The 21,985-nt window shown below is 44.0% G+C and carries 17 protein-coding genes and 5 pseudogenes; 8 read left to right on the top strand and 14 right to left on the bottom strand.

Features of this window, described 5'->3' with window-relative positions; all coding sequences use genetic code 11:
• Positions 1-169: 169 nt before the first annotated feature.
• From RM368_RS34085 to RM368_RS34070, 4 genes are all read right to left on the bottom strand, one after another.
• On the bottom strand, positions 170-916 hold the full coding sequence (locus tag RM368_RS34085; RefSeq protein ID WP_322698152.1) for an alpha/beta hydrolase: 747 nt from the start codon (positions 914-916) through the stop codon (positions 170-172).
• Between the two features lie 16 nt (positions 917-932).
• Positions 933-1,514, bottom strand: coding sequence for a nuclear transport factor 2 family protein (locus RM368_RS34080; protein ID WP_322698151.1), 582 nt, complete (start codon positions 1,512-1,514; stop codon positions 933-935).
• Between the two features lie 84 nt (positions 1,515-1,598).
• Complete coding sequence (locus tag RM368_RS34075; RefSeq protein WP_322698150.1) at positions 1,599-2,996, bottom strand: 2-polyprenyl-6-methoxyphenol hydroxylase-like oxidoreductase; 1,398 nt, start codon at positions 2,994-2,996, stop codon at positions 1,599-1,601.
• A gap of 169 nt (positions 2,997-3,165) precedes the next feature.
• Complete coding sequence (locus RM368_RS34070; RefSeq protein ID WP_416212280.1) at positions 3,166-3,756, bottom strand: DsbA family protein; 591 nt, start codon at positions 3,754-3,756, stop codon at positions 3,166-3,168.
• A gap of 396 nt (positions 3,757-4,152) precedes the next feature.
• Between RM368_RS34070 and RM368_RS34065 the strand changes: the two genes are divergently transcribed.
• Positions 4,153-4,935 carry a DUF3598 family protein gene (locus RM368_RS34065; protein WP_322698148.1) on the top strand — a complete coding sequence of 261 codons (783 nt, stop codon included), beginning with the start codon at positions 4,153-4,155 and terminating at the stop codon, positions 4,933-4,935.
• 123 nt (positions 4,936-5,058) lie between these two features.
• On the opposite strand, the gene RM368_RS34060 is transcribed toward RM368_RS34065, so the two are convergent.
• Both RM368_RS34060 and RM368_RS34055 read right to left on the bottom strand, forming a co-directional pair.
• On the bottom strand, positions 5,059-5,682 hold the full coding sequence (locus RM368_RS34060; RefSeq protein WP_322698147.1) for a response regulator transcription factor: 624 nt from the start codon (positions 5,680-5,682) through the stop codon (positions 5,059-5,061).
• A gap of 6 nt (positions 5,683-5,688) precedes the next feature.
• Positions 5,689-11,997: a PAS domain S-box protein gene (locus RM368_RS34055; RefSeq protein WP_322698146.1), complete on the bottom strand. Its 6,309-nt coding sequence runs from the start codon at positions 11,995-11,997 to the stop codon at positions 5,689-5,691.
• A 749-nt stretch (positions 11,998-12,746) separates the two neighbouring features.
• On the opposite strand from RM368_RS34055, the gene RM368_RS34050 reads away from it, so the two are divergent.
• Entirely contained in the window at positions 12,747-12,983 is a 237-nt protein-coding gene (locus RM368_RS34050) for a transposase (RefSeq protein ID WP_322698145.1), read from the top strand.
• The gene (locus tag RM368_RS34045; protein WP_322698154.1) at positions 12,899-13,252 is read left to right on the top strand and encodes a hypothetical protein; all 354 of its coding nucleotides are present in this window, start codon (positions 12,899-12,901) and stop codon (positions 13,250-13,252) included. The genes RM368_RS34050 and RM368_RS34045 overlap by 85 nt, the downstream gene beginning before the upstream one ends.
• Here the strand turns inward: RM368_RS34045 and RM368_RS34040 are convergent.
• Positions 13,214-13,553 (bottom strand): annotated as a pseudogene (locus RM368_RS34040) (hypothetical protein); the annotation flags it as partial. The gene RM368_RS34045 and the pseudogene RM368_RS34040 overlap by 39 nt on opposite strands.
• A 238-nt stretch (positions 13,554-13,791) precedes the next feature.
• On the opposite strand from RM368_RS34040, the gene RM368_RS34035 reads away from it, so the two are divergent.
• Both RM368_RS34035 and RM368_RS34030 read left to right on the top strand, forming a co-directional pair.
• A complete protein-coding gene (locus RM368_RS34035) occupies positions 13,792-13,968 on the top strand; it encodes a thermonuclease family protein (protein WP_322698143.1) in 177 nt (58 codons plus the stop codon).
• Positions 13,922-14,062 carry a hypothetical protein gene (locus tag RM368_RS34030; protein ID WP_322698153.1) on the top strand — a complete coding sequence of 47 codons (141 nt, stop codon included), beginning with the start codon at positions 13,922-13,924 and terminating at the stop codon, positions 14,060-14,062. The genes RM368_RS34035 and RM368_RS34030 overlap by 47 nt, the downstream gene beginning before the upstream one ends.
• 92 nt (positions 14,063-14,154) lie before the next feature.
• Here RM368_RS34030 and RM368_RS34025 read toward each other — a convergent pair whose 3' ends face one another.
• The 3 genes from RM368_RS34025 to RM368_RS34015 all read right to left on the bottom strand — a co-directional run bounded on the left by RM368_RS34025 (position 14,155) and on the right by RM368_RS34015 (position 15,558).
• Entirely contained in the window at positions 14,155-14,814 is a 660-nt protein-coding gene (locus tag RM368_RS34025) for a hypothetical protein (RefSeq protein ID WP_322698142.1), read from the bottom strand.
• Between the two features lie 65 nt (positions 14,815-14,879).
• Positions 14,880-15,020: a hypothetical protein gene (locus RM368_RS34020; protein WP_322698141.1), complete on the bottom strand. Its 141-nt coding sequence runs from the start codon at positions 15,018-15,020 to the stop codon at positions 14,880-14,882.
• Positions 15,021-15,138: 118 nt separating this feature from the next.
• Entirely contained in the window at positions 15,139-15,558 is a 420-nt protein-coding gene (locus RM368_RS34015) for a serine hydrolase (RefSeq protein ID WP_322698140.1), read from the bottom strand.
• 268 nt (positions 15,559-15,826) lie between these two features.
• Here RM368_RS34015 and RM368_RS34010 point away from each other — a divergent pair, with 268 nt between their 5' ends.
• Positions 15,827-16,207 (top strand): hypothetical protein, encoded by a 381-nt coding sequence (locus RM368_RS34010; protein ID WP_069073588.1) that lies wholly within the window; start codon positions 15,827-15,829, stop codon positions 16,205-16,207.
• A gap of 112 nt (positions 16,208-16,319) precedes the next feature.
• Here RM368_RS34010 and RM368_RS34005 read toward each other — a convergent pair.
• A pseudogene (locus RM368_RS34005) lies at positions 16,320-16,403 on the bottom strand (nuclease); the annotation flags it as partial.
• A gap of 171 nt (positions 16,404-16,574) precedes the next feature.
• Between RM368_RS34005 and RM368_RS34000 the strand changes: the two are divergent.
• A pseudogene (locus RM368_RS34000) lies at positions 16,575-16,801 on the top strand (DUF4112 domain-containing protein); the annotation flags it as partial.
• A gap of 1,250 nt (positions 16,802-18,051) precedes the next feature.
• Positions 18,052-18,153, top strand: a pseudogene (locus RM368_RS33995) (IS5/IS1182 family transposase); the annotation flags it as partial.
• Between the two features lie 137 nt (positions 18,154-18,290).
• On the opposite strand, the pseudogene RM368_RS33990 reads toward RM368_RS33995, so the two are convergent.
• From RM368_RS33990 to RM368_RS33980, 3 genes and pseudogenes are all read right to left on the bottom strand, one after another.
• Positions 18,291-18,413 (bottom strand): annotated as a pseudogene (locus RM368_RS33990) (IS4 family transposase); the annotation flags it as partial.
• Positions 18,414-18,576: 163 nt separating this feature from the next.
• Positions 18,577-20,886, bottom strand: a complete 2,310-nt coding sequence (gene katG, locus RM368_RS33985; protein WP_322698139.1) for a catalase/peroxidase HPI — start codon at positions 20,884-20,886, stop codon at positions 18,577-18,579.
• Positions 20,887-21,772: 886 nt separating this feature from the next.
• Positions 21,773-21,985, bottom strand: a 213-nt coding sequence (locus RM368_RS33980; protein WP_322698138.1) for a hypothetical protein, incomplete at its 5' end; no start/stop codon positions are given.

Here is a 21,985-nt window from a genome sequence, read left to right as displayed (position 1 = left end):
CTTTCATCTTCTTACTTCTCCCGCCTTTTTTCCTAATTCACATTAGGCGTAAATTGTTAATCACATCTTGGATACTCAGACAACGAGCGATCGCAAACATGAAACGCCGATAACATCAGATTTAAAACTGGACTGGCTAAAACTATTATTTTGACGATACGTTTTAATCTTAGTCGCGCCCTGCTACGATTATTTTTTCTGCTAAACCACCCGGATTAGAAAACATCACTTCATGACTTCCTGGCATTTGTACGAACCGAAATAACCCTAAGCGATTAGACATTCTCGGATGCCAACCCCACTCGCCTTGAGGAAGTGAGTTATCTTCCGTACAGTAAAGGTAACTCTTGGGAATGGGCAGCGAGTAAAACTGTTTTAAGTCTAATTTGTCAATGGATGGTTGGTAGGGTTCGGATGACAATTGTACGTAACTAGATTTAGCCAGTTCGAGATCGGCATCATTGATAAATGCCTCACACCAGAGATCGAAAGGCATCGTCATCGTGTTATCGTCTGATTCTTTCGCTAGTCTATCTATTAACTGTTGCAGATGCGGTGGCAGGTTATCTCTGAGGCTCTCACCATCATTCAAGACAAAGGCATCGAAGAAGATTAACCGTCTAATGCGTTGCCTTTGGCCGGCGAAGCCATCGCCAATCGCTTCGGCAACTTTCGCAATAATTGTTCCGCCGAAACTATGTCCTAATAGGACGATATCCGTTAAGTCTTTGCTAACAATATAATTAACGATCGATTGGGTACATCGAGCATGGTTAACATTTTTATTCACCCCTTTACCATGTCCGGCGATCGTGGGGGCAAAAGCCAGATGTCCTTTAGTTTCTAGATGGTCAATAACTGCTTTCCAAGCAGAACCATCATGCCATGAACCGTGAACCAAGACAAAAGTTAACATTGAAGAACTCCTATACTTAGTTGCGCTCAATTAGTGTGTTTGAGGGCAAGCTCGGATCGAGTGCCTTACGCGCACTTTCAACGCCTACAACGGGTAACTTACTAGGATCGAGCAAGCCAAGTTGAACTAATACACTCGCCTGATCCCAGTAGATATGCTCGTGAGCTAGCTTATCGTCACGAAACTGAACGATCGCTACCATTGCCACTTCAACCGGTTTAAGAGTCGGAGCAATACCAGGTAGCATCCAGTCCATTCGGACGGTATGAGTGAACTTCAGCACCATTTCATCGACGAGCCGATCGGTTCCGATCGTGCGCGAAATCAGGGTCAGTGCCGTGTCTGGCGGCATCTGTGAAATGAAGCATTTGGAATAAAACTCGCGCAGTGCTGGTTTCCCCACTCCCCCAGTCATCACCGGAATGTCGTTCACGTAAGCATCCTCAACCATCGTGGCGAGTGTATCTTCAGTGTTGTGAGCCTCAAACTCATACCGCAGATGTTCTTCCCATAGTTCTTGCAAAACCTGCTGAGCTGGTGTCAGATTGGGGGTTGGCTGTAAAGAAGCCTGTTCGTTTATAGTTTGCTGTTTGTCCATGATTGAATTCTCCTACTTGTTCAGATACTCTTCTGACTCTAGAAACTCAAACTAAAACTAATTGAAGCAAATATTGAGGATAGCCTACCAGCTTTGTACTGATTTTTGCGACACTTTCAATGGCAGGCTGTACTTGACTGCTCTAGCAATATCAAGCTGTAAAAGATTACCCAATAGCACCCTCAGAGAAATTTTAGGGTGCATTAAGCTCATTGGTGAAGCCATCAAGTTCGCCACCTGTAAAAATGCGATCGCCACCACTCGATCTCTTCGAGCAGCAACGTGTAACTTACTCATATACCAGTTGAGAAAGCGTACCATCGGGCTGCGCGTCGCTTCTATGTGGGGAATACGCAGATCGTTGTTCACAGCTATACTCCAAGCGATGTCTACTACCTTACCCGCCTCCTTGAAGAAACGCGCCCTTAGATTTTGGCTACCTTGAGCAAGGCAATTTTGCAAAGCGAGGGACTCAAGGGCAGCAACCGTCATACCTTGACCGTAGATAGGGTTAAAGCTGCAAATGGCATCGCCAAAAACCAAGTAATTTTCGGGAAAACGCGCCATTCCTTCATAATAGCGGCGCTGGCTGGTCGGAAACTTGTAGGGCAATAGTTCGCAGAGGGGTTCAGCATCTTTAATGACTTCGTAGATCTCCTGAGCAGGTAGAGACTTGGCGAATTCGAGGAAACCTTTTTCGTCACTGGGTACGCGATCGCCCAGATAGGCACCGAGGGTAACAATCCAGCGATCGCCTTCTTGAGCCAACATGACCCCATAGCGCCAGTTGGGGAAGCAGGGTGAGACGACTGTAGCTAGATCGCCTTGGAGGTGTTCTGGTCGGCGGCGATAGATGCGAGTCATATAGCCGATGTCCACACGTACCTGTTCCTCTTGGGGCTGTTCATAGCCGAGTTTTTCTAGCCAGACAGGGCTTTGGGATCTCCGCCCCGTCGCATCTACCACCAGATCGGCGTTTAGTGCAGACTCAAAACTCCCATCATGATGATGGATCGGGCTTACCCCGACGATGCGAGTCCGATCGGGAGTCGTCAGCAACCCCAGTACATGACAATTCTCAATCACCTTGATATTCGGCAAAGACAACAGACGTTTGCGTACTTGAGCTTCAAGTAAGGGACGACTGACTAACAGCCCGTTTAGATCGCTTTGGCTTTTTTGGAAATACCCGCCATTAGCAAACCAACGTGTTTCTTGTAATGAATCCGTCGATAGTGCTCCCTGTGCCTTGAGTTCTTGTGTGATGCCAGGGAAAAACTGCTCAAGTACCTCTCGACCCCTCGATAATAGTGCGTGTGCGTGGCGATCCTGGGGTACTCCCTTGCGATTCTTGCCTGGGTTAGGGAAAATATCGTGCTCCAGCACTGTTACCTGCTGGTAATAATCTGCTAATGCCCTCGCTGCCAGCAGTCCGCCCATGCTTGCCCCAATCACAATTGCTTGTTGAGCGATCGTTTTCATAGTTTGTTCCTCCAGTTTTTCTAGATCGCAAATGTATTAATCATTACAAATATTTCCACTTATCTTTGACCTTGATGTAGGTTTCATCGACTCGCTATGAATCACGATCGTTGGATGTCATAATAACTATCCTCAGCAAGACATTAATTAGAGTCAAGGATCGAGGAATTTAATGACTTGCAGCGACAATAGCTGCCTGCAATTGCTCGATGTTCCAGCGTCCGGAATACTGAATTCCATTAATAAACAGGGCTGGGGCAGCCGTTACTCCACTTTGTAATCCACTTTCAATATCTTCATTGATGCGAGCAACATGCACTTGTCTGTACAGCTCTCGAACAAACTGAGTGACATCAAGCCCTAAATTATCAGCGTATTCCGCTAGATAGCCATCCCCCAGTTCTTGCTGATGGGCGAACAAAATGTCATGCATCTGCCAAAATTGTCCCTGTGCTGCCGCTGCTTCTGCTGCCGCTGCTGCCTTTTGAGCTTGAGGATGAATTTGAGGCTGAGGAAAATGCCTATAGACAAAGCAGAGATCGTTTTGCTCGGATGTGTTCAGCCGTTCTTGCACTGCTCTAATTAAGGTATGAAGTTCTCGACATTGAGAGCATTGATAATCCCCATACTCAACAAGCACAACTTTTGCATTCAGCGATCCTTGGCGACGATCTCGCTGGGATGGTAGTACAGCTAATTGATTGCGATAAGCCGGAGGACTTCGGCGTGAGCGCTCAGTCGAACGCTTGACGCTGCGCATATCGCCAGTTGCTTGGGCAGAAATATCGTCACTCATTCTAAACCTTGACGAAAAAAGCATTCACTGTACTCTTAGCACTGTGAAATTTCCTTTTGTCAATCCTGACTAACATCTATATAACTTAATATATGGAGTCAGCTTGAAGCTGTCATCAATTCAGAGTTTATATTTTAAGTGACAAAAAGATCGCCGATGAGCGATCTGAAGTATTTAACTTCAACTGTACTTAAGTTCAGATTTATTTCAACTTAAGTTGGAATCATTAAGACGGTGGTGTTCTAAAACTGTTGTCAGAGGGCTTTGTTGCATGAATGCAACTTCAACAGCCAAAGATTTCCATTTGAACGCTGCGGTTTATTATTTTATCTAGAGCTTGCAAGCGAGGAAATTTACATAATGACATCTCAATCCGTTGATAATGTTCCTCAAAGGGAGAACCAGCTCCAAAATTGGAATAATTTTTGCCGCAATCATCTAGGCGACTGGTATGGTATCTGGACTAAATATTCGCCAGAAGGAAACTCAATTGACTCCTTCAAGTGTGTTCGCTCCTTCCACCTCAGTAAAGATAGTAGCCAGATAACTCAGCAAAATTACTACACTTATTCTGATGGAAAGACTGAACTACAAAGTGCAGGTCCTTATACTAGTGCAGGTCTATCTTTTAACGGGCATCACTTTGTCGTTTTGTTTCTAGACAACAGCTTTTCCTGGGGATCTACAACGATCGCAAATGTGGATGCTCAGTTATTCTGTGAAACAGGGTTCACCTATGGAAACAGGAGGATGAGCCTCAGCGTTTTTTACAAAAAAAGCGGTGAATTGCAGCATATAACAGCGATCTCTGAGCAATTAGACAGTTTTAATGAAGCGATTCCAGCTCCTAGTGTGATTCAACCTGATGGCGTTTGGCAGGGGACTGTCAAACAGATAACCCCCGATTTAGTCACATCCTCTCCAGAGAAAATTGGATGGCAACCCTTGGAGAACGAATGTGGCAATAATCAAGTATTTCACTTAAGAGGAGGCTCGATTAGTTGTCCCTTGAGGATTGAAAGCAACACAGTCCTGGATCTGATTGTCGATTGGCAGGCGGCTCCAAACAAATTATTCCGTGGAATTCGCCACTTTGACAATTCCGAGTTGAGTCGCTTTTTGCTTCAAGTCTACGAATCCTAATCAGATTCGGCGATCGCAGCACAAGTATAGGCAATAGCAATTAATAAAACTTTTTTTGTTCGTACTTAACTTCAACTCTACTTAAGTTCAGATCTTATCCCAACTTTAGTTGGAATAATGAAACTAAAGGCTAGCGATTCCTCGCTTTAAAGCGATAATGGTTGCCTGGGTGCGATCTTTAGCCCCTAACTTGCTTAAAATCCGGTTGATATTTGATTTGACCGTGCTTTCGCTAACATTCAAAGTAGTACCAATCTCCAGGTTGCTCATCCCCTGTGCCACCAATTGAAGTACCTCTAACTCACGCTGGCTCAATTCTGGATGATTCATGCGCTGTACTAATTTGGCAGCAACGTGCGATGGAATATACTGTTGCCCCTGATGAACGGTACGAATAGCGGTTCGCAAGTCGCAAGGTCTACAGTCCTTCAGCAGGTATCCCTTTGCCCCTGCCCGTAGCCCTTGATAAATATCCTCATCTCCGTCATAAGTCGTCAATACCATGATGCGAGCTGTTTCAAATTCCGCGCAAATCGTAATAATCGCTTCAACGCCTCCCATTTGGGGCATTCGTAAGTCCATGAGGGTGACATCAGGTTGCGTTTGGCGGAATAACGCGATCGCCTCAATCCCGTCCTTAGCTTGACCCACAACAGTCATATCGGATTCTTCATTGATGATGGCTGCTAATCCTTGCTGAACGATGGCATGATCTTCAACAATCAGAACGCGAATGACTAGACTCATGACAGCTTACTCCCGATTCACAATGACAATAATTTCTGTGCCTTGACCAGGCTGACTGTTGACGATTAGTTCAGCGCCAATACGCTCTGCCCGTTCGCTCATCCCCAATAAGCCAAATCCTTGATTCATGATTATTTGGTTAGTGTCAAATCCCTGCCCGTTGTCTTTTATTCGCAAACAGCACTGCATTTGATCGTAGACTAATTCAACTTGAATCTCTGTGGCATGGGCATATTTAATCGCATTGGTTAGGGCTTCTTGTCCAATGCGTAGTAGATTATTCTCTATATCAGGTGATGCAGAGTAGGCTGTACCGATGACTTCACAGGTAATATGGGTATCGGTGGAAGATTTCATTTGCGTGGTTAGGTGTTTGAGGGCGCTCAATAAGTCTCCCAACTCTAACAGAAGAGGTCGCAGTGCCGCTACCGATCGCCGGGCTTCAGTCAGTCCAGTGCGGGCTAATTCATCCACCGTTTCCATGTGTGCCTGAGCCTTTTGTGGTTTCTTTGTCATTAGCTCTATCGCTGTGCCGTTATGCAACACAATGCCTGTAAAGGCTTGCGCTAACGTATCGTGAATTTCCCGTGCCATCCGGTTGCGTTCTTCCAAAATCGAAGCCTCCTCGGCACGTTTGCGATCGCTAATATCAGTAATCACACCTTCTATATATCCATCGGTTGCATTCAGATGAAAAGAGTTAAGCCCCCAAAACGCTGTGCCGTCTCGTTTTCGCATTTGAATTTCAACGTTTTGCAGATCGCCATGACGCTGTAGCAATTCAACGACTTGTTGGCGATCGCTGAGATTTACATAAAAGTTTGGGGAATGTACGATCCCAATTATCTCATCGGGTGAATCAAAGCCAAACAACTCTGCAATGCGTTGATTCGCATCGAGAGCTAATCCATCCGAGAGGCGCGATCGAAAGATGCCGACCTGTGAGTTTTCAAAGATGTTGCGGAACTTAGTTTCACTGCACTGTAGGGCTTTTTCTGCTTGTTTGCGCTGGGTGATGTCATTGCCAACCGATAAAATTTCAACTAAATCTCCCTGTTCATTCAACATTACTTGATTTGACCAGGCAACCCAAACCCGTCTGCCGTCTCGGCACAGGTTTTCATTCTCCATTTGCAGGTAAGAGGTAGGGTCGAGACGATTGTAATATACATTGTAGATGAATTGTTTGAGATTGCGCCCAGAGGTTTCGATTTCTGGAACGATGGTTTCGAGTAAGGTACGCCCTAAAATCTGATGTTCCTCATAGCCAAAAAATCTTAGCCCGTAATCATTCAGGTATTGAATCCGTCCTTGTGCATCACAGCGAAGAATGATTGAGTTTGCAGTTTGCACCAAGTTGCGATAATTCGTTTCACTTTTCTGTAACGCTGCTGTTCGTTCGGCGACCTGTTGCTCTAAAGTACGATTATAGTCAGCTAGTAATTTCTCGGCTTGTTTGCGCTCGGTAATGTCTTGAAAAGTTGCGATTGCATAAACTACATTGCCCTGTTCATCATAAACTGGAGTTCCCCACACCTCGACTGGAATTTTGGCGTTGTTTTGGCGAATTTCTATGTCATCAACCCTAGTGCGTTCGCCGCTCAATGCCCGCACGATCGGCATTTTCTCAGTCGGAGAGGGTCGATCCGTTCCCGCTAAATAAATTTGATAAACCTCTGCAAGTCGATCCGATGTCACCTCAGGCTCGATTCCTTTACCCAATAGCTGAATTGCCCGTTGATTCAAGTAGGATGGACGACCCACCGCATCTATAACTCCAATTCCCACTGGGACAGCTTCCAGAAATTGAGTCATCTTGCTTTCGCTAGCACGCAGCTTTGAGTAGAGTTTAGCATTTTCGATGGCGATCGCTGCTTGAGTTGATAATAAATGCAAAACTTGCGATTGCTCTGGTGTAAATGCTCCGACTGCTAATTGATTTTCTAAATATAACACGCCAACTAACTTAGCTTGATTGAGTAGCGGCAAACAGAAAATAGATTTAGTTTTATTTTGTTGAATATATGGATCGTTGATAAAAGCACCTTCACAAATTGCGTCGTTTAAGACAACAGTTTCATTAGTCCGAATGACATAATTAATAATTGATTCCGGCAAGCAATTTATAATCGGAACTGGTTGCAGTACTTGTGTAGTGTAGACATTCTTATCATCATTATCATTTAGTTGACCAGTCGCTTCAATTACCCATTTTCCTGCGTTTTCCAAAATTAGAAAGCCGGTTTGAGCGCCAGCATTCTCAATTAATATCTGCATTAAGGAACGAAGCAACTGCTCTAATTCAATTTCACGAGAAATCGCCTGGGATGCTTTCATCACCGCCGCTAAATCTAAAGCGATGTTTGAGGTATTAGAGGTAGTTTTAGAAGTAGTGGAGGTTGACGTGGGAGCTTCCCTATATGACTGAGAGAAAAATTGCGGATAGCGAGTCTCTAAGTCTTTAACTTTAGCGGTTGCACCCCATAATTGATAGTAATAACGAGCTTCCTGCATATAAGCTTTAGCACTTAATTCGTTAGCGCGATCGCAATAAAATTTAGCTGCAAGTTCGTAAGCTAGAGCCGCTTCGTTAAGATATTCGTGTTCTTTGGCGAGGGCAATAGCGCGATCGTAGCAATCCATTGCTTCAAGATTTTTGCCTAAAATTCGATATATTTCTGCTTCTACTAAATAATATTTGTGCCAAAGATTTACTGGAGAATGATGCGCCCATTTTTTTATCTTTTTCTGATTTTTATTGACTTGGCTCAGACATCGCTTTTGTTGCGATCGAGGACTATGAGAATATAGAGCAAGCCCTGCCAGAGAATCATAAAAATAAAAGCAGGTTAAGGCAAAGGTTGCAACGATACCGTCTAGATAAGTCTGTGCTTTCGAGGCATTAAATACTGCTTCGGGGTACTGCCCAAATAAATAACAGAGTATTAACTTATTTAAGTACAGCCCAACAATTGAAGTGCGATCGCCCCTTTGGATGAGGCTGGGCAACAATATCTGCTCGTTATAAACATTTCCTATCAAATCACAAGGGTGTTCTGCTCGATCTAATAAATTAAGGACGGCTTGATGAAACGATTGAAACAAAAGCAACGTTTGCTCTTGTTTCAACTGTCCGAGGGTTTCCTCATAAATCGCCATTTCAGACTCTAGTTCTGACAATTCCTTACCAATAAAGTATGAATGATAGCAATAGACATGAGCAGCCGCCGCCGCAAACTCTAAATCTCCAGTTTCCAGCCCGCTCTTGTATGCTTGCAACAGAGGCGATAATGTTTCTCTTACAGGTACTTTCCAATGACTAATTAAGGCATTAACCGTAAATAGTATTTTAGTGGTGAATTCTTTGGCACTGAGTTGCTCTAGCAGTTGCAACGCCAATTGCCCTAATTCGTAGCCAGATTCAATATCTCCAAACACCCCGCACAGAATGATTCCATAGCCAGCATAAGCAGAAATAGACACGGGACTATTACCGTATTTGACAGATAAAATAACTTGCTCGAACGTAATTAATGAGAAGAGTTGAGGATCGGTATAGTACGCAGAGGTTCCTATGCTCTCTAAAATAGATAGAGTAGCTATTTTGTCAGGCTGGGTCATTTGAGGCAAACTGGCTAAGTCTGAAATTTGTTTTCCCACCAAAACCAATTTAATTTTCAGCAATCCCATCAGTACATGAAAAATGGTTGGTTGTTCCGGCAATTTCAGTTTCAACTGCCGTAGCATGGGCATTCCGATCTCCAATGCTTGCTTTAGCTTAGTTTGAGCAAGTAAAGCCACGATCTTTACTTCTGTTATTTTGACTCGATCCAAGATGGTTTTGGAACGTTCCAGTACAATTTGAACCAATCTTTCCATCTGCTCGAAATTGCCCAAAAGATAAGCTGTTTCTGCTGCTGTTTCATATATGGCTAAGGTTAATTGATACTGCGTTTGCCAACTAGAAGATTCTAGTAATCCCATGCCAATTTCGAGGTAATTTAGGGCAGGTTCATAGGCTGCTGAGGCTTTGGCTTTTTTACCTGCCATTAAATTCAATCTGGCAATTTCAGTTCGTTTGGCTTCGTTGGCAACAAACTCAACCCCATAGTTGAGATGATCGACAATTTCAAATAGCCTGTTTGTTAGTTGCTCTGGTGAAGTTTTTTCGAGTAAATTGCGACCGATTTGGAGATGAACGACTTGTTTGTGCGACTCGTCAATTAAGGCATAAGCAGCTTGCTGTACGCGATCGTGCAAAAATTTATAATCTTGAACTAACAAGTTTTGATCTAATTCAGATATAGGTTGAATGAATCCAGCTTGGATGGCTGCTAGTAAATCTAGAGAAATTTCTTTCGGCGATTTTTCACAAGCGATCGCTAAAGTTTCTAAATTAAATTCAGAGCCAACACAAGCGGCTAAAGTGAGAATTTGCCGTATTTCTTCTGGCAGTTTCTTCAGCTTTAAAAGCAGCAACTCCACTACATTATCAGCAATATCTTGGGCTTCAATCTGAGCAATGTCCCACTGCCAACTCAACTGTTTAGTATCAAAGGTCAATAGATTTTCGCTATAAAGCACTCGCAAAAATTCATTGACATAGAAGGGATTACCCTCAGTTTTACGTAAGACTAATTGGGCTAGGGAACGCACTGTGTCAATATTGCGATGTAGCGTCTCGGCAATCAATTGAATTAACGGTTCTAGCGTTAAGGGTGCTAAAGTAATCTCCTGAAACACTGCCCCTTGTTTTCGCAGTTTCTCTAACGTCAATACCAATGGATGCGTTGGAGTTACTTGATTATCTCGATAGGCTCCAATCAAAAATAGATATTGGTTTTGCTCGTCGAGTAATATTAACTCGATTAACTTCAGCGTTGCAGAGTCAATCCACTGTAAATCGTCTAAGAAGATTGCCAGGGGATGTTCTTTTGAACAAAACACCCGCACAAAATTTTGAAAGACGAGATTGAAGCGATTTTGAGCTTGGGTTGCTCCGACAGAGGGTACGGGCGGCTGCTTGCCAATAATTAATTCAACTTCGGGAATGACATCAATTATAATTTTTCCGTTGCTTCCCAATGCCGTAAGCAAACGCGATCGCCACTGTTGCAACTGCTCGTCTGGTTCCCCGAGTAGTTGCTGTACCAATTTTTGCAGGGCAGATGCGATCGCGCTGTAGGGAATATTTCGCTCGAATTGGTCAAACTTACCCCAGACAAAATAGCCGTGCTTTGCCGTGATGGGTTTGTAAAGTTCCTGCACCAATGCTGATTTGCCTACTCCCGCGTAACCAGAAACCAACATCATCTCGACGCTGAATTGAGCATTTTCTCGCTCTTTCCTTGCGGCTACTCTGTCAAATGCCGCTAATAATGATTCAATTTGGGCTTCTCGTCCGTACAGTTTTTGAGGAATTTGAAATTGCTGGGAAATATCTTGAAGACCTAATTGAATGTAGTCAATTTGACCAATTTCTACTAATTGCTGGGCGCAATATTCTAAATCTGCTTTGATGCCCCAAGCACTCTGATAGCGATCTTCCGCATTTTTCGCCATCAGCTTCAAAATTATCTCGGAAACAGGTTTGGGAATTGTAGAATTCAGTTCGTGCGGCGGAACAGGCGGTTTGGCAATATGACAATGAACTAGTTCTAGGATGTCGCTGGTGGGAAACGGCAACTGTCCGGTCAAAAGTTCGTAGAATGTTGCGCCTAGCGAGTAAAAATCGGTGCGGTAGTCGAGCATCCGGTTCATACGTCCGGTTTGCTCTGGAGATAAATAGGCAGGGGTTCCTTCTAGAAGATAAAGACTTTTAAATGTTGGATTGGTGCGGCTGAATCGAGTGGCAATCCCAAAATCAATCATTTTGACAACGCCAGTATTTGGATTCAGGACGATGTTGCTAGGATTGATATCTTTATGAATAATGTTAGCAGCATGGATTCTGCCCAGAATATCTGTAATGGCGATCGCCAGCCCAAGGAAATTCGATAAGGGTATGGGGTAGAAGTCCGATTGGTGCTGCCGCAGGCGTTCTAAAGACTCGCCACCAAAATCTTCTAGAAGGATGACTAGCGTGCGCTGGTAGTCCTGCTGGCTGTATGCCTTAACTACACCATCGATGTTAAGGGAATGGGTAATTTCATATTCCTGCCTGTAGCGAGTTAATTCCCCTGGAGAAGGATAATTTTGCTTGAGGACTTTAGCGACAACTGCACAATTATCTTGTTCTCTAATACCTCGATACACAAGAGTTGCCGAACTTTCATATATTTTGCTTAAGATAGCAACTCCAGGTAGGGTAATCATTCAACTCTCTCCCTATGAGTGTCATTAACAACTCCAATACTACAAAGTATATCGTTTGCCAAACTCCAAGACATGAAACAATTCCACAAAGATTGCGATCTAACGCTAAAAGCTAGAATGCTTGAATGCCACTAAGAAAAGCTCTAAGCTATGTGGAATAAGGGCTATAGTTTGATGAAATGCCGGACAAGGAGTAATGACGTAGGCGGCGATCGCTAATGGAGAAATAATGTAGAGTTGTCCAAAAGTTTTTGGAGGGAGAAAAAGCTTACTCGTTCATGAAATTCTTTCAAAAAGACGAGCAAGCCAACACCATAAACACTACTGTGGCACTACGAGTACAAATCCTCAAGGATAAATTTAATTCATATTTAGGTTTACCTTTTATTGGATAAACAAACCTATCCTACCTTGAAAATAGTTCAAATATACTATCAAAGAGGCAAGTTGAACTGGATTTGAGACATTTTAAAACTACCCTGGGATGGATATTTTACGATGTAAAACACCTTCAATGGTACGCAAAGAAATTCATGTTTATTTACTGGCTTACAATCTACTTCGTGGCTTAATGTAGCAGGCTAATACTATTTACAATAGTCCTCCAAATCGCTTATCAATGTAAGGTAATCGCCACCATTTAATCAACTTTATTTCCAAATTAGAGGCTGCTTATTCTCTAAAACAGCTCCGTCTTTATCGCACTTTACTCAAACTGAAATTTGAAGAAAACAGCACCTTATGAGCGAATGACTAAAGCATACCGTAGCAATCTGACATGGGAACAATGGGAATTAATTGCGAATCTCTTCCCAGAAGCAAAACCAGGGGGTCGTCCCCGAAAATTAGCATTATTTGCGATAGTAAATGCAATTCTCTATGTTTTGTGTGAAGGGTGTACATGGCGAGGGTTGCCGGGGATTTTCCCGTATGGTCAACGGTTTATGGTTATTTTTGGAGATGGAGCAAAGATGGCACATGGTTGAAGGTTCACGACCAACTCTATCAATGGGTGAGAGTAGATGCAGGGCGTGACAAAAGTCCATCAGAAGCAGCAGTTGATAGTCAATCAGTAGAAACAGCAACGATGATTTCCATAGATGTAGGTTATGACGCAGGTAAAAAGATACATAGGCGCAAGCGACATTTCAGTGTGGATTTGCAAGTAGTTGAAACAGCTGTTGGTTGTGGTAGAGGAGCCGTGTTTGCCAAGTTTTCTGATTTTGGTCTTAATTTTATCCAGCAATTTGACTAAGCGATTTTTCATGTTCTTTTTAGATTTTGTGATTAACTCTAAACCTCGCTCGTATGTAGCTGACTAGATTGGGAAAGGCCCGACGCCAACTAGGAAGTACGTGCAATGTGTAAAATTCCTTAAAGGTGCGATAACCGCTGCCATGAAAAGCGATAACTATTGTCATCACTTCTGATACGCACATCCGCGACTGACTGCAACGTTCTCCTCTTGTCGATGGTAACTGTGGTATTTGCTGCCACAAGTGTTCCCACTGCTTACAGAAGTCATCTACATCACAAAATATTTGTGTGATATCCAGCCGAGATACAATGGTAGACATAGCCGAGACTCTCATTTTTCTTAGATATTCTTAGTCTCGGCTTTTTTTGTCACTTTTTGACCGATTATCGATCAGTCTTAGCGATCGCTGTTGTGAGTGCCGAGCTTGGCAAATCTATACATAGCAAGCTTTTTGCCTTTTTCTAACCGTCGAACTCACGTTTTATAGCTTTTTTTTACTGCCATTCGACTTTGGAAGCGATCGCTACAAAAGACTTGTGGCAGAGATTTTCGTGAATAATCGTTCTGTGAACCTGACGATGGTGCAAGAGGGTCAAACTGTAGTTTATAAGCAGTATCTCCCAGGATGCAATAGTACCAAACAACAATTCCTCCAGGCTGATGCAGATGCTAAAGCAAGAAAACTGGGCTTTTGGAACCAATCGCAGCCGTGATGCCTTAAGACTTCCGACGAAAACAAAAGCCAACTCCAGGAACCACTACGCCATCGCTGTTGGCTTGCAGCGATCGCCCTTAGGGATGGTGTAGGTTGCGAAAGAAACTATTAAAGGTTATGGTTGCATTTATTTTCATACCCAAGCGATCGCCTACGCTGGAGCGGAGCATCATCGTTAATGGATTTAAACTCGCTTGAACCCAATAACTCGAAGTCTATGTCGGCATAATAGGAAACCTACTCCAATTGAGCCTATAGTAAAGATCGCCGCGTTATTCCTTGGTTCTGGAACTGTTTGAAACGTTTGAAACGAACCTGAGATTAGAGGTAAACCTCTTATAGGAGCAGTTGGATCTGGGTTGAGTGTAAGATTCTCCGACAAGATCAGTGTACCAATCGCACCGTCGAATGTACCTGAGCCACCAGTAATACTTATGGTATTAGAAACCGTGCCCACAAAATTTTGAAAGTCAAGGGTAGCAGTGCCCCTAGTGGTTCCAAATAGCCGATCTTCTCCTTGACCAAAAATTGTAATGCTGCCAAAGGGCAAGTCTTGCAACCCAAATGTTGCTGGATTTGGATCGATTGTAATTACACCTGTATTAGTGTTGAGATTGCCATAGCTGATATTTACAAGTCTAGTTAGCTCGTATGGTGCATTAACACTCTCACCTATATTGGTTATTTTAAAAATGTTTGCTGTGATAGGTTCAAGGGTAGTTTCTGAGTTGTAGATAGCTGAAAATGGATATTCTATCTGTGCCATTACTTTTTTTGCACCCAATCCAAAACTTAATAGCGCGGCAGCTAGCGGAGCAAACCATACAGTCTGGAATCTAACCATAATTAATTTTCCTTTGTTATTTAGGTAGCGTTTAGTTTTAGTCAACTACCTACAGTGACGCTTCTCTACGAGAGGCTTCCGCCAACGCGTACACAGTAGGCTTCCTGCCCAACAGAAAGCGCAGTAGTAGATTTCTTGCGTCCTCTATTACGGAAGGAGTGAGGCGAATGGCTCAAGCGCTCGCTGACGTGTAAATTTGTTGTCATTGTTAAATCTTCACATATTTGGGCAGCATGGTAATGGTGTATCATTTTTGATAATCGCATTAAGCTATATTTATTGATAGCAGCTTAGGCGTTAGCCTAGCCCGCCACACGCATTGCTTTAAGGCTTGAAAAATAAATCAAACGAGAAATACTGACTTTTTCTTTGGTTTTTATGGTTGGCCGCGAGCAAGAGTAATTTAGATGCGTTTGCTCTGGGGGATAAGCCAGTGACCGAGTTCGCAAACAAGATAGCTATTGTCACTGGTGCAGCTAGAGGTCTTGGCGAAGCCATTTTGGCTAAATCTGATGGAGTTGTCCATAAGCCGGCGGCTGCCATCTCAGGATAAATGTGGTGTTTACCTTCAACAGGTATACCAGAACCTAAATGTGCAGTTGCGCTCAAAGTTAACCAATCGTTCGGTAGTGGCTGTTGATAAGTGCTGTTTGTCATACCTAAAGGCTCAAGCACTAATTCGTGCATAATTTCTGGAAAAGTTTGCCCAAGCAAATCAACCAAAACTTGTTGAGCAATTGTCATACCACGACGCGATCGCTCTTATACTAATTCGCACTCTTGCTACGCCCCGCTCCGAAAAGAGCAATTCACAATTAAAAAATGAGGATTAGCAAAGCCTTCAGGGTTTACATCTGTATCAAACTTTTCGTGAAATAGTATTAGGGGTTAAGCAAAAATAAATTGAACTTTCCCTTGTCTAAACTAGAAATAAGCGCATCTGTGACTGCAACAAATTGAATTTTTTTTAGTCTTTTGAATAGTTGTTTGATTTTTTAAGAAGGTATCTACTATGAATCGAATTCTCAAACGCGCATTTCTACCCAGTTTCATGGCTGCCAGTTTAACTGGAATCTCCTTAGTTCCTCTTCAACCAGCAGCAGCTAACGACCGAATTTTAGGAGATGCAGCCCTTGGTGCTGGTACTTGTGTAGTAACTGGAGCTGCTAGAAGGCGTGGTACTGTTTTACGCAATGCTGCTAAGTGTGCTGCGGCTGGTGCTGCCGTCAATTTGGTTGGACGTAAGAAAAAACGTAACTTAGGTAGAGATGCCGCAGTCGGTGCAGGAACTAGCGCCGGGGTTCGCGCTATTCTTGGAGGGCGCGAAGATGTGGCTGGCGATTTATTAGATGGCGCAGCAGCAGGTGCAGCTATTAATATTTTGAGGAGATAAACAATAATTCGTAATCTCTAATTCCGACTTGAGAGTTTACGAATTTATCTTGCAACTTCTCTGGCACAATTAGAGAAGTTGCTCCCACTAGATGACTTCAACGTAGTCCCCCTTAGAAATTAACGGGCGTATCTTGTGGATGATTTGTCTGTTGTACAATTTTTTGGGGTGTTATAGGTGCAGTATCTTCCCAAAGAAAAACTTCAAACGCTTACTCAGACTCACTTATCATGAGTAAACCATTCGCTGCTCTACGAAGCTGGCCTAGTATTCCTGAATTGGTTTTATTCATACTTGTTATTTCTAACGGTACAAGACAAAGAACTAAAAATGGTGCAATTTAAAAGTAGTGTAAATATGGTCAATTATGGACGCTGCCAAACGCCTTGCTACTCTAAATCACATTCGCAAACTTAGCCTCTGATGGATACATCTATACGTATCCCTCTAACAGGTTTACACATTGGAATAGATCCAATTATCGGTTTAGTTCCTGGTGTTGGTGATTTAATTAGTACAGCGTTTTCAGCTTACATTATATTTTTAGCTACTCGCTTCGGCATTCCACGCAAAGATTTAGCCAAAATGATTTTTTTAGACCAAGCCAGGAAGCTAGCGCGAGTAGTGGGGCCAACCAAAGACAAAGCACCACAGACTGAGGAAGAGTGGCAAGAATTTATGGCAGTTTGGGGGAATTAGTTCTGGGGAAAAGAGACAAGGGGGCGAGATTATAGCAATCTAGTCCTGCTAACTAACCACGATGCCCCCAAAATAGGATTGTTTGCAGTTTGCTAGGCTAGTGTGATTCGTTCTGTCGAAACATTTTTGGGACTAAACTGAGTGCTGGTCAATTAGCTTTCCTCTTTGTCTTCATTGGGGGGCATTTTTCCCCATAATTTAAGAATTAGAGGAGTTACAGTAACGATTAACGTTGGAAACAACGCAAAATGAGGCTGGCTTTCGCAGCGTTTTACCTGTCCCTTTCCTTATCCCGAACTCAGGTTAAGGTTAGTCGAACGCCTACAGTCATTGGGTTTTACAGAAAATATATTGGATAAGGCTGGGCATTTTATTTTTTGGATCTCCTTTTTCAAAGTTATCATTGCATCAGAGGATATATAGGAGCATTTTGGAAAATCAAGATAGCAATGATGGTAGCTTTGCCGATGGCAATTAAGATTATGAGAGTTCTCCACAACGGCTTCATGTTGCTGCATCTGTTATTGCAGTATTAAGAAACCACAATTCTTTTCCGCAGCGAACATTTATTAGCGATTATTTCCTTGAGTTATCTAAACAGAGTTAAATACTGGTTCTTCCTAAGCTTAGAGCGATGCGATCGCTGTTATTAAGCCAGCATAGGGCAATTAGAGTAATGAGTTGTTGGAAAATATGGTGTAAAGATTATAGCAGTCCCTTTTGTTATAAAAGCACCTGTGGAGGGAAAACTTAAAGCAAGACTTTGTGAAAACATTGGCTCTAATTCGTCAGTTTAAACGCTACAAATTGCAGGGCTATGCAACAGGAGTAGCAACGCATTCGTAAGTTAACTGAATAGTAATCTTGTACTATTCAGTTGATAAATAAATGCTTACTGCTAAAATCTTCTGAAAAAGTTAGAGTACGTTAAGTTACCAAATTTTGATAAATGAAATTGCGGTTGGGCAATTCTATTAAGGGTTATATGGAAGACTTATCTATTATTAAATCATTTTATACTTATTTAGATTTAGAAGTTAACAATGAAAATCAGATATTTCGTATAGGATTAGTATCCCCTAATTTCAGTAGACCGAAAAGTTTTGCGATCGCCAAGCTTTTCGGTCTACTGAAATTATCGTTCAAATCACATCAAACAATTTCGCTGCATTGCCACTCGATACGAAAAGCTTGGTGTAAATTACACAGCAATGTTAACGATCGCCTCCATTATGTTGTGGTTATAGTTTGAAAACACGCCCTAGTCCTTCTCATTAAGCAGACTTGATATTATCTTCAATTTAGTTACTATGTACTACTCGCTCTGCTTTTTATTTATCTGTGACACTTTGGGTGCGGAAGGTGGGTTGAAAATTTTATCCTATTCTTCCACACGCCAGTGATACGTGTACCAGCGTAAAATCGTAGAAGCCATCTGAATATCTGCAATAACTTCTGTTGTTAGCAACATCTATTCCACAGGTGATTCACCGTCTGGACAATCAATGGCGTTAGGTCGCAAAAACTTTTAAGTGACAATCGTTCGTATTGCTTTAATCCAAAGCGCAAGGTTCCTCTTGCCGTGGATAAGCAGCGTTCTTATCCACGGTGAGTTCTTCAAAGCGCAGCGATACACCTGTGGAGTTCGGGCGTGTTGAGCGCTCAAGACTTTAGCGGATCTGTTCAGCGCCAACGTCGAAGCGATCGAGCATCATCACCTTGTTCCAAGCTGCGACGAAGTCCTTGACCATCCGCTCGTGACCGTCATCAGCGCCATAGACTTCAGCAATCTGACGCAGCTGGGCATTCGAGCCGAAGATGAGATCGCAGCGGGTTGCGGTGAATTTCGCTGCGCCGGTTTCGCGATCGCAGATGTCAAAAAGCATCTCGCGATTGTCAACAGGCTTCCACTCGTAGTCCATACTGGTCAGAACACGGAAAAAGTCATTGGTCAAGACACCCGGTCGGTCAGTGAAGCTACCGTGCTTTGAATAGTCCCAGTTCTGATCGAGCGCCCGAAGTCCGCCAACTAGAACCGTCCATTCGGGCGCGGTCAGCGTCAGGAGCTGCGCTCGATCCAGGAAGATACGCTCTGGCTTCACCTTATAGCCAACCGCCTCATTGTGATAATTTCTGAAACCATCCGAAACTGGCTTCAGCCAATTAAACATTTCAACATCTGTCAGATCCTGAGTCGTATCCATCCGCCCCGGAGTAAACGGGACGGCAACGGAAAGTCCAGCCTCTTGTGCAGCCTTCTCGACCGCAGCACAACCACCGAGGACGATTAGGTCTGCGAGCGAGATTTTTTTGTTGCCCGACTGAGCGCCGTTAAACTCCGCCTGAATTTGCTCAAGGGTCGATAGCACCTCGCCGAGTTCCTGCGGGCGGTTCATTTCCCAGTCCTTCTGGGGATTGAGGCGAACGCGCGCCCCATTTGCGCCGCCGCGCTTGTCGGAATGGCGGTGGCTCGATGCTGATGCCCAAGCGGCTGACACGAGCGCCGAAACCGAGAGTCCACTCGCTAAAATCCGATCCTTGAGAGACTTGATATCAGCGGCATCAACGACATCATGATCGAGTGCCGGAATTGGATCTTGCCAGATCAGATCTTCCTCTGGGATTTCCGGACCAAGATAGCGCGTTTTTGGCCCCATGTCTCGATGGATCAGCTTATACCAGGCGCGCGCAAACGCATCGCTGAAGTAATCGAAGTCACTCAAGAAGCGCTGACAAACCTCGTGATATACCGGATCGACCTTTAACGCAATGTCCGAAGTCATCATCATTAACGGGTGCTCAACCCCCAGCAGATGAGCGTCGGGTGTCTTCGGCGCATCAGGATTGCTCGGCTTCCACTGAATGGCTCCTACTGGACTTTTTGTCTGTTCCCAGTCGTACTTAAAAAGATTGGTGAGGTAACTGTTGTCCCACTGGGTTGGATTTGGAGTCCACGATCCTTCGATTCCGTTCGTCATGGTATATTCGGCAAACCCAGTGCCTTCAGGGTTCTGCCACCCCAAGCCCATCGCCTGAATCGGCGCAGCTTCCGGCGCTGGACCGATCTTGTCCGGCGAAACCATGCCATGACTTTTGCCAAAGGCATGACCGCCTGCAATCAGCGCGACAGTCTCTTCGTCATTCATGCCCATCCGCGCAAATGTCTCGCGAATGTCTCGCGCCGAGCCATAGGGGTCGCCCTCAGCGTTTGGACCCTCTGGATTGACGTAAATTAGCGCTTGGTGCGAAGCCGCTAGCGGGTTTTCAAGGTCGTAGTATTGCTCGTTCGGTTTCCCAACCCACCGAATCGTGCGAGTGACCATCTCATCAGGATGACCAGGGTGTTCCTTAACATCGTCAACCGGATCGCCGTTCCAGAACTCCGGCCCCCAGTATGTCGCGCGATCTGCCTCCCAGGCATCAATGCGACCGCCACCAAAACCGAAGGTCTTAAACCCCATAATTTCGAGCGCGCAGTTGCCAGTCAGACTCATCAAATCAGCCCAGCTTATTGCCGCACCATATTTCTGCTTGATGGGCCAGAGCAGCCGTCGTGATTTATCTGTGTTCCCATTATCCCACCACGAATTGATTGGTGCAAAGCGTTGCATACCTTGACTCGCTCCGCCCCGACCGTCTGCGATCCGGTAGGTGCCTGCGGCGTGCCACGCCATGCGAATCATTTGAGGTCCATAATTACCATAGTCGGCTGGCCACCAGTCCTTTGAATCGGTCAGCAGCGCTTTGATATCGCTCTTCAACTGTTCAAAGTCAAGCTTCGCGAAGGCTCCTTTGTAATCGAAATCTTGCAGTGGGTTAGCTTGGGGCAAATTTTGGTGAAGCAGTTCGACCTGAAGTCGGTTCGGCCACCAATCATCAACTTGCGGCTTGGAGCCGAGCGCGCCGCCAATGCGGGTTCCCCGGAAGGGACATTGTGCAGGAGGGTTGGCAGGGTTGTTGCTCATGGGACTGTTATTCATTCAGTTCAATCCTTCTTCATTAAGTTCAATTCTCTCTAACAGTTTATGTTAGTCAAGCTGTGTTGAGCGCCGCCATTTGTGGCGGTTTGAACGGCAAGTGCCTTCATTGCTAAAGTTCTTGCAAGTTCTGAATAAGCTACCGTTTGCTAAGGGCATCCATTAGGGCACATTTATGCTATTGAACCGAGATATGACCAAAAACCTGCAAGATGTCCCGAAAAGGCTTATTTTACGTTGTAAATAACGGCTTTTTTGAATCGGAAGTAACAAATTATCAAAACCAGACAGGACAAGGGTTTCCAGACCATCTTGCAGAGAATTACTCAAATCTCGGCCACCCGTGACAGGTTGAGAGAATTGCACATTTGTCAAGTGGGTACGAAAAAAGGGGAGAAGTAATATAAGAATAAACAGTTTGTCCAAACTTAATTTCAATATATAGTGCAGAAGAAGTGGCAATGGCCCTGGCAGGATTACCTGTAGTTGATTCATGACCCAACAATTTGCTATTGGCAGTGACGCTCGAAACAACCATACAGTTGAACAAACAAGCGATCGCTTGGAACAGACAGTAAACTGATACTATGCCTTGTATAAAACACACTTTCTGCTGCTTGATTAAGCATTTTTATCAGAGAATCACTAGTTTGATGCGCCATAGTTGCAATCGTTTTGCGGGAGCAGCGTAAATTGATACTTTATACTTTAATGCGTTTAAGGCAAGCGATGTCTACGATGGGCTACACCTACGTGGGTTTAAGGTGCGATCGCCACCATAACTAATGAGCAAATTAAGCCTGTAAAAACTCGTTGGAATGTAACGGGAGTTCTGACCCGTGAGGAAAATACCTTTTTTGAGCTTGGGCAAGATATGGGGCAAACTCAATTACCAGAAGTAGCCCAGTGGTTGGGAGGCTGGTAAATTAAATTTTAGCGTGAAAAAGCGTTCACTCTTTGGGGTGCGATCGTTTTTATTCAAGCGAGGATAGTAGGGCGATCGCTCTTGCCGTCTCACCTTTTTAGTTTTCTCACCAAAGCACCAACAGCACAGAGAAGTAGAAAAATACCAACTGCGTAAGCAGCTAGTTCCAATTCTGGG

Origin of the sequence: Nostoc sp. DedSLP03, from assembly GCF_034530815.1 — a bacterium.
GTDB lineage: Bacteria > Cyanobacteriota > Cyanobacteriia > Cyanobacteriales > Nostocaceae > Nostoc.
This window is presented reverse-complemented; position numbering and strand designations above follow the sequence as displayed.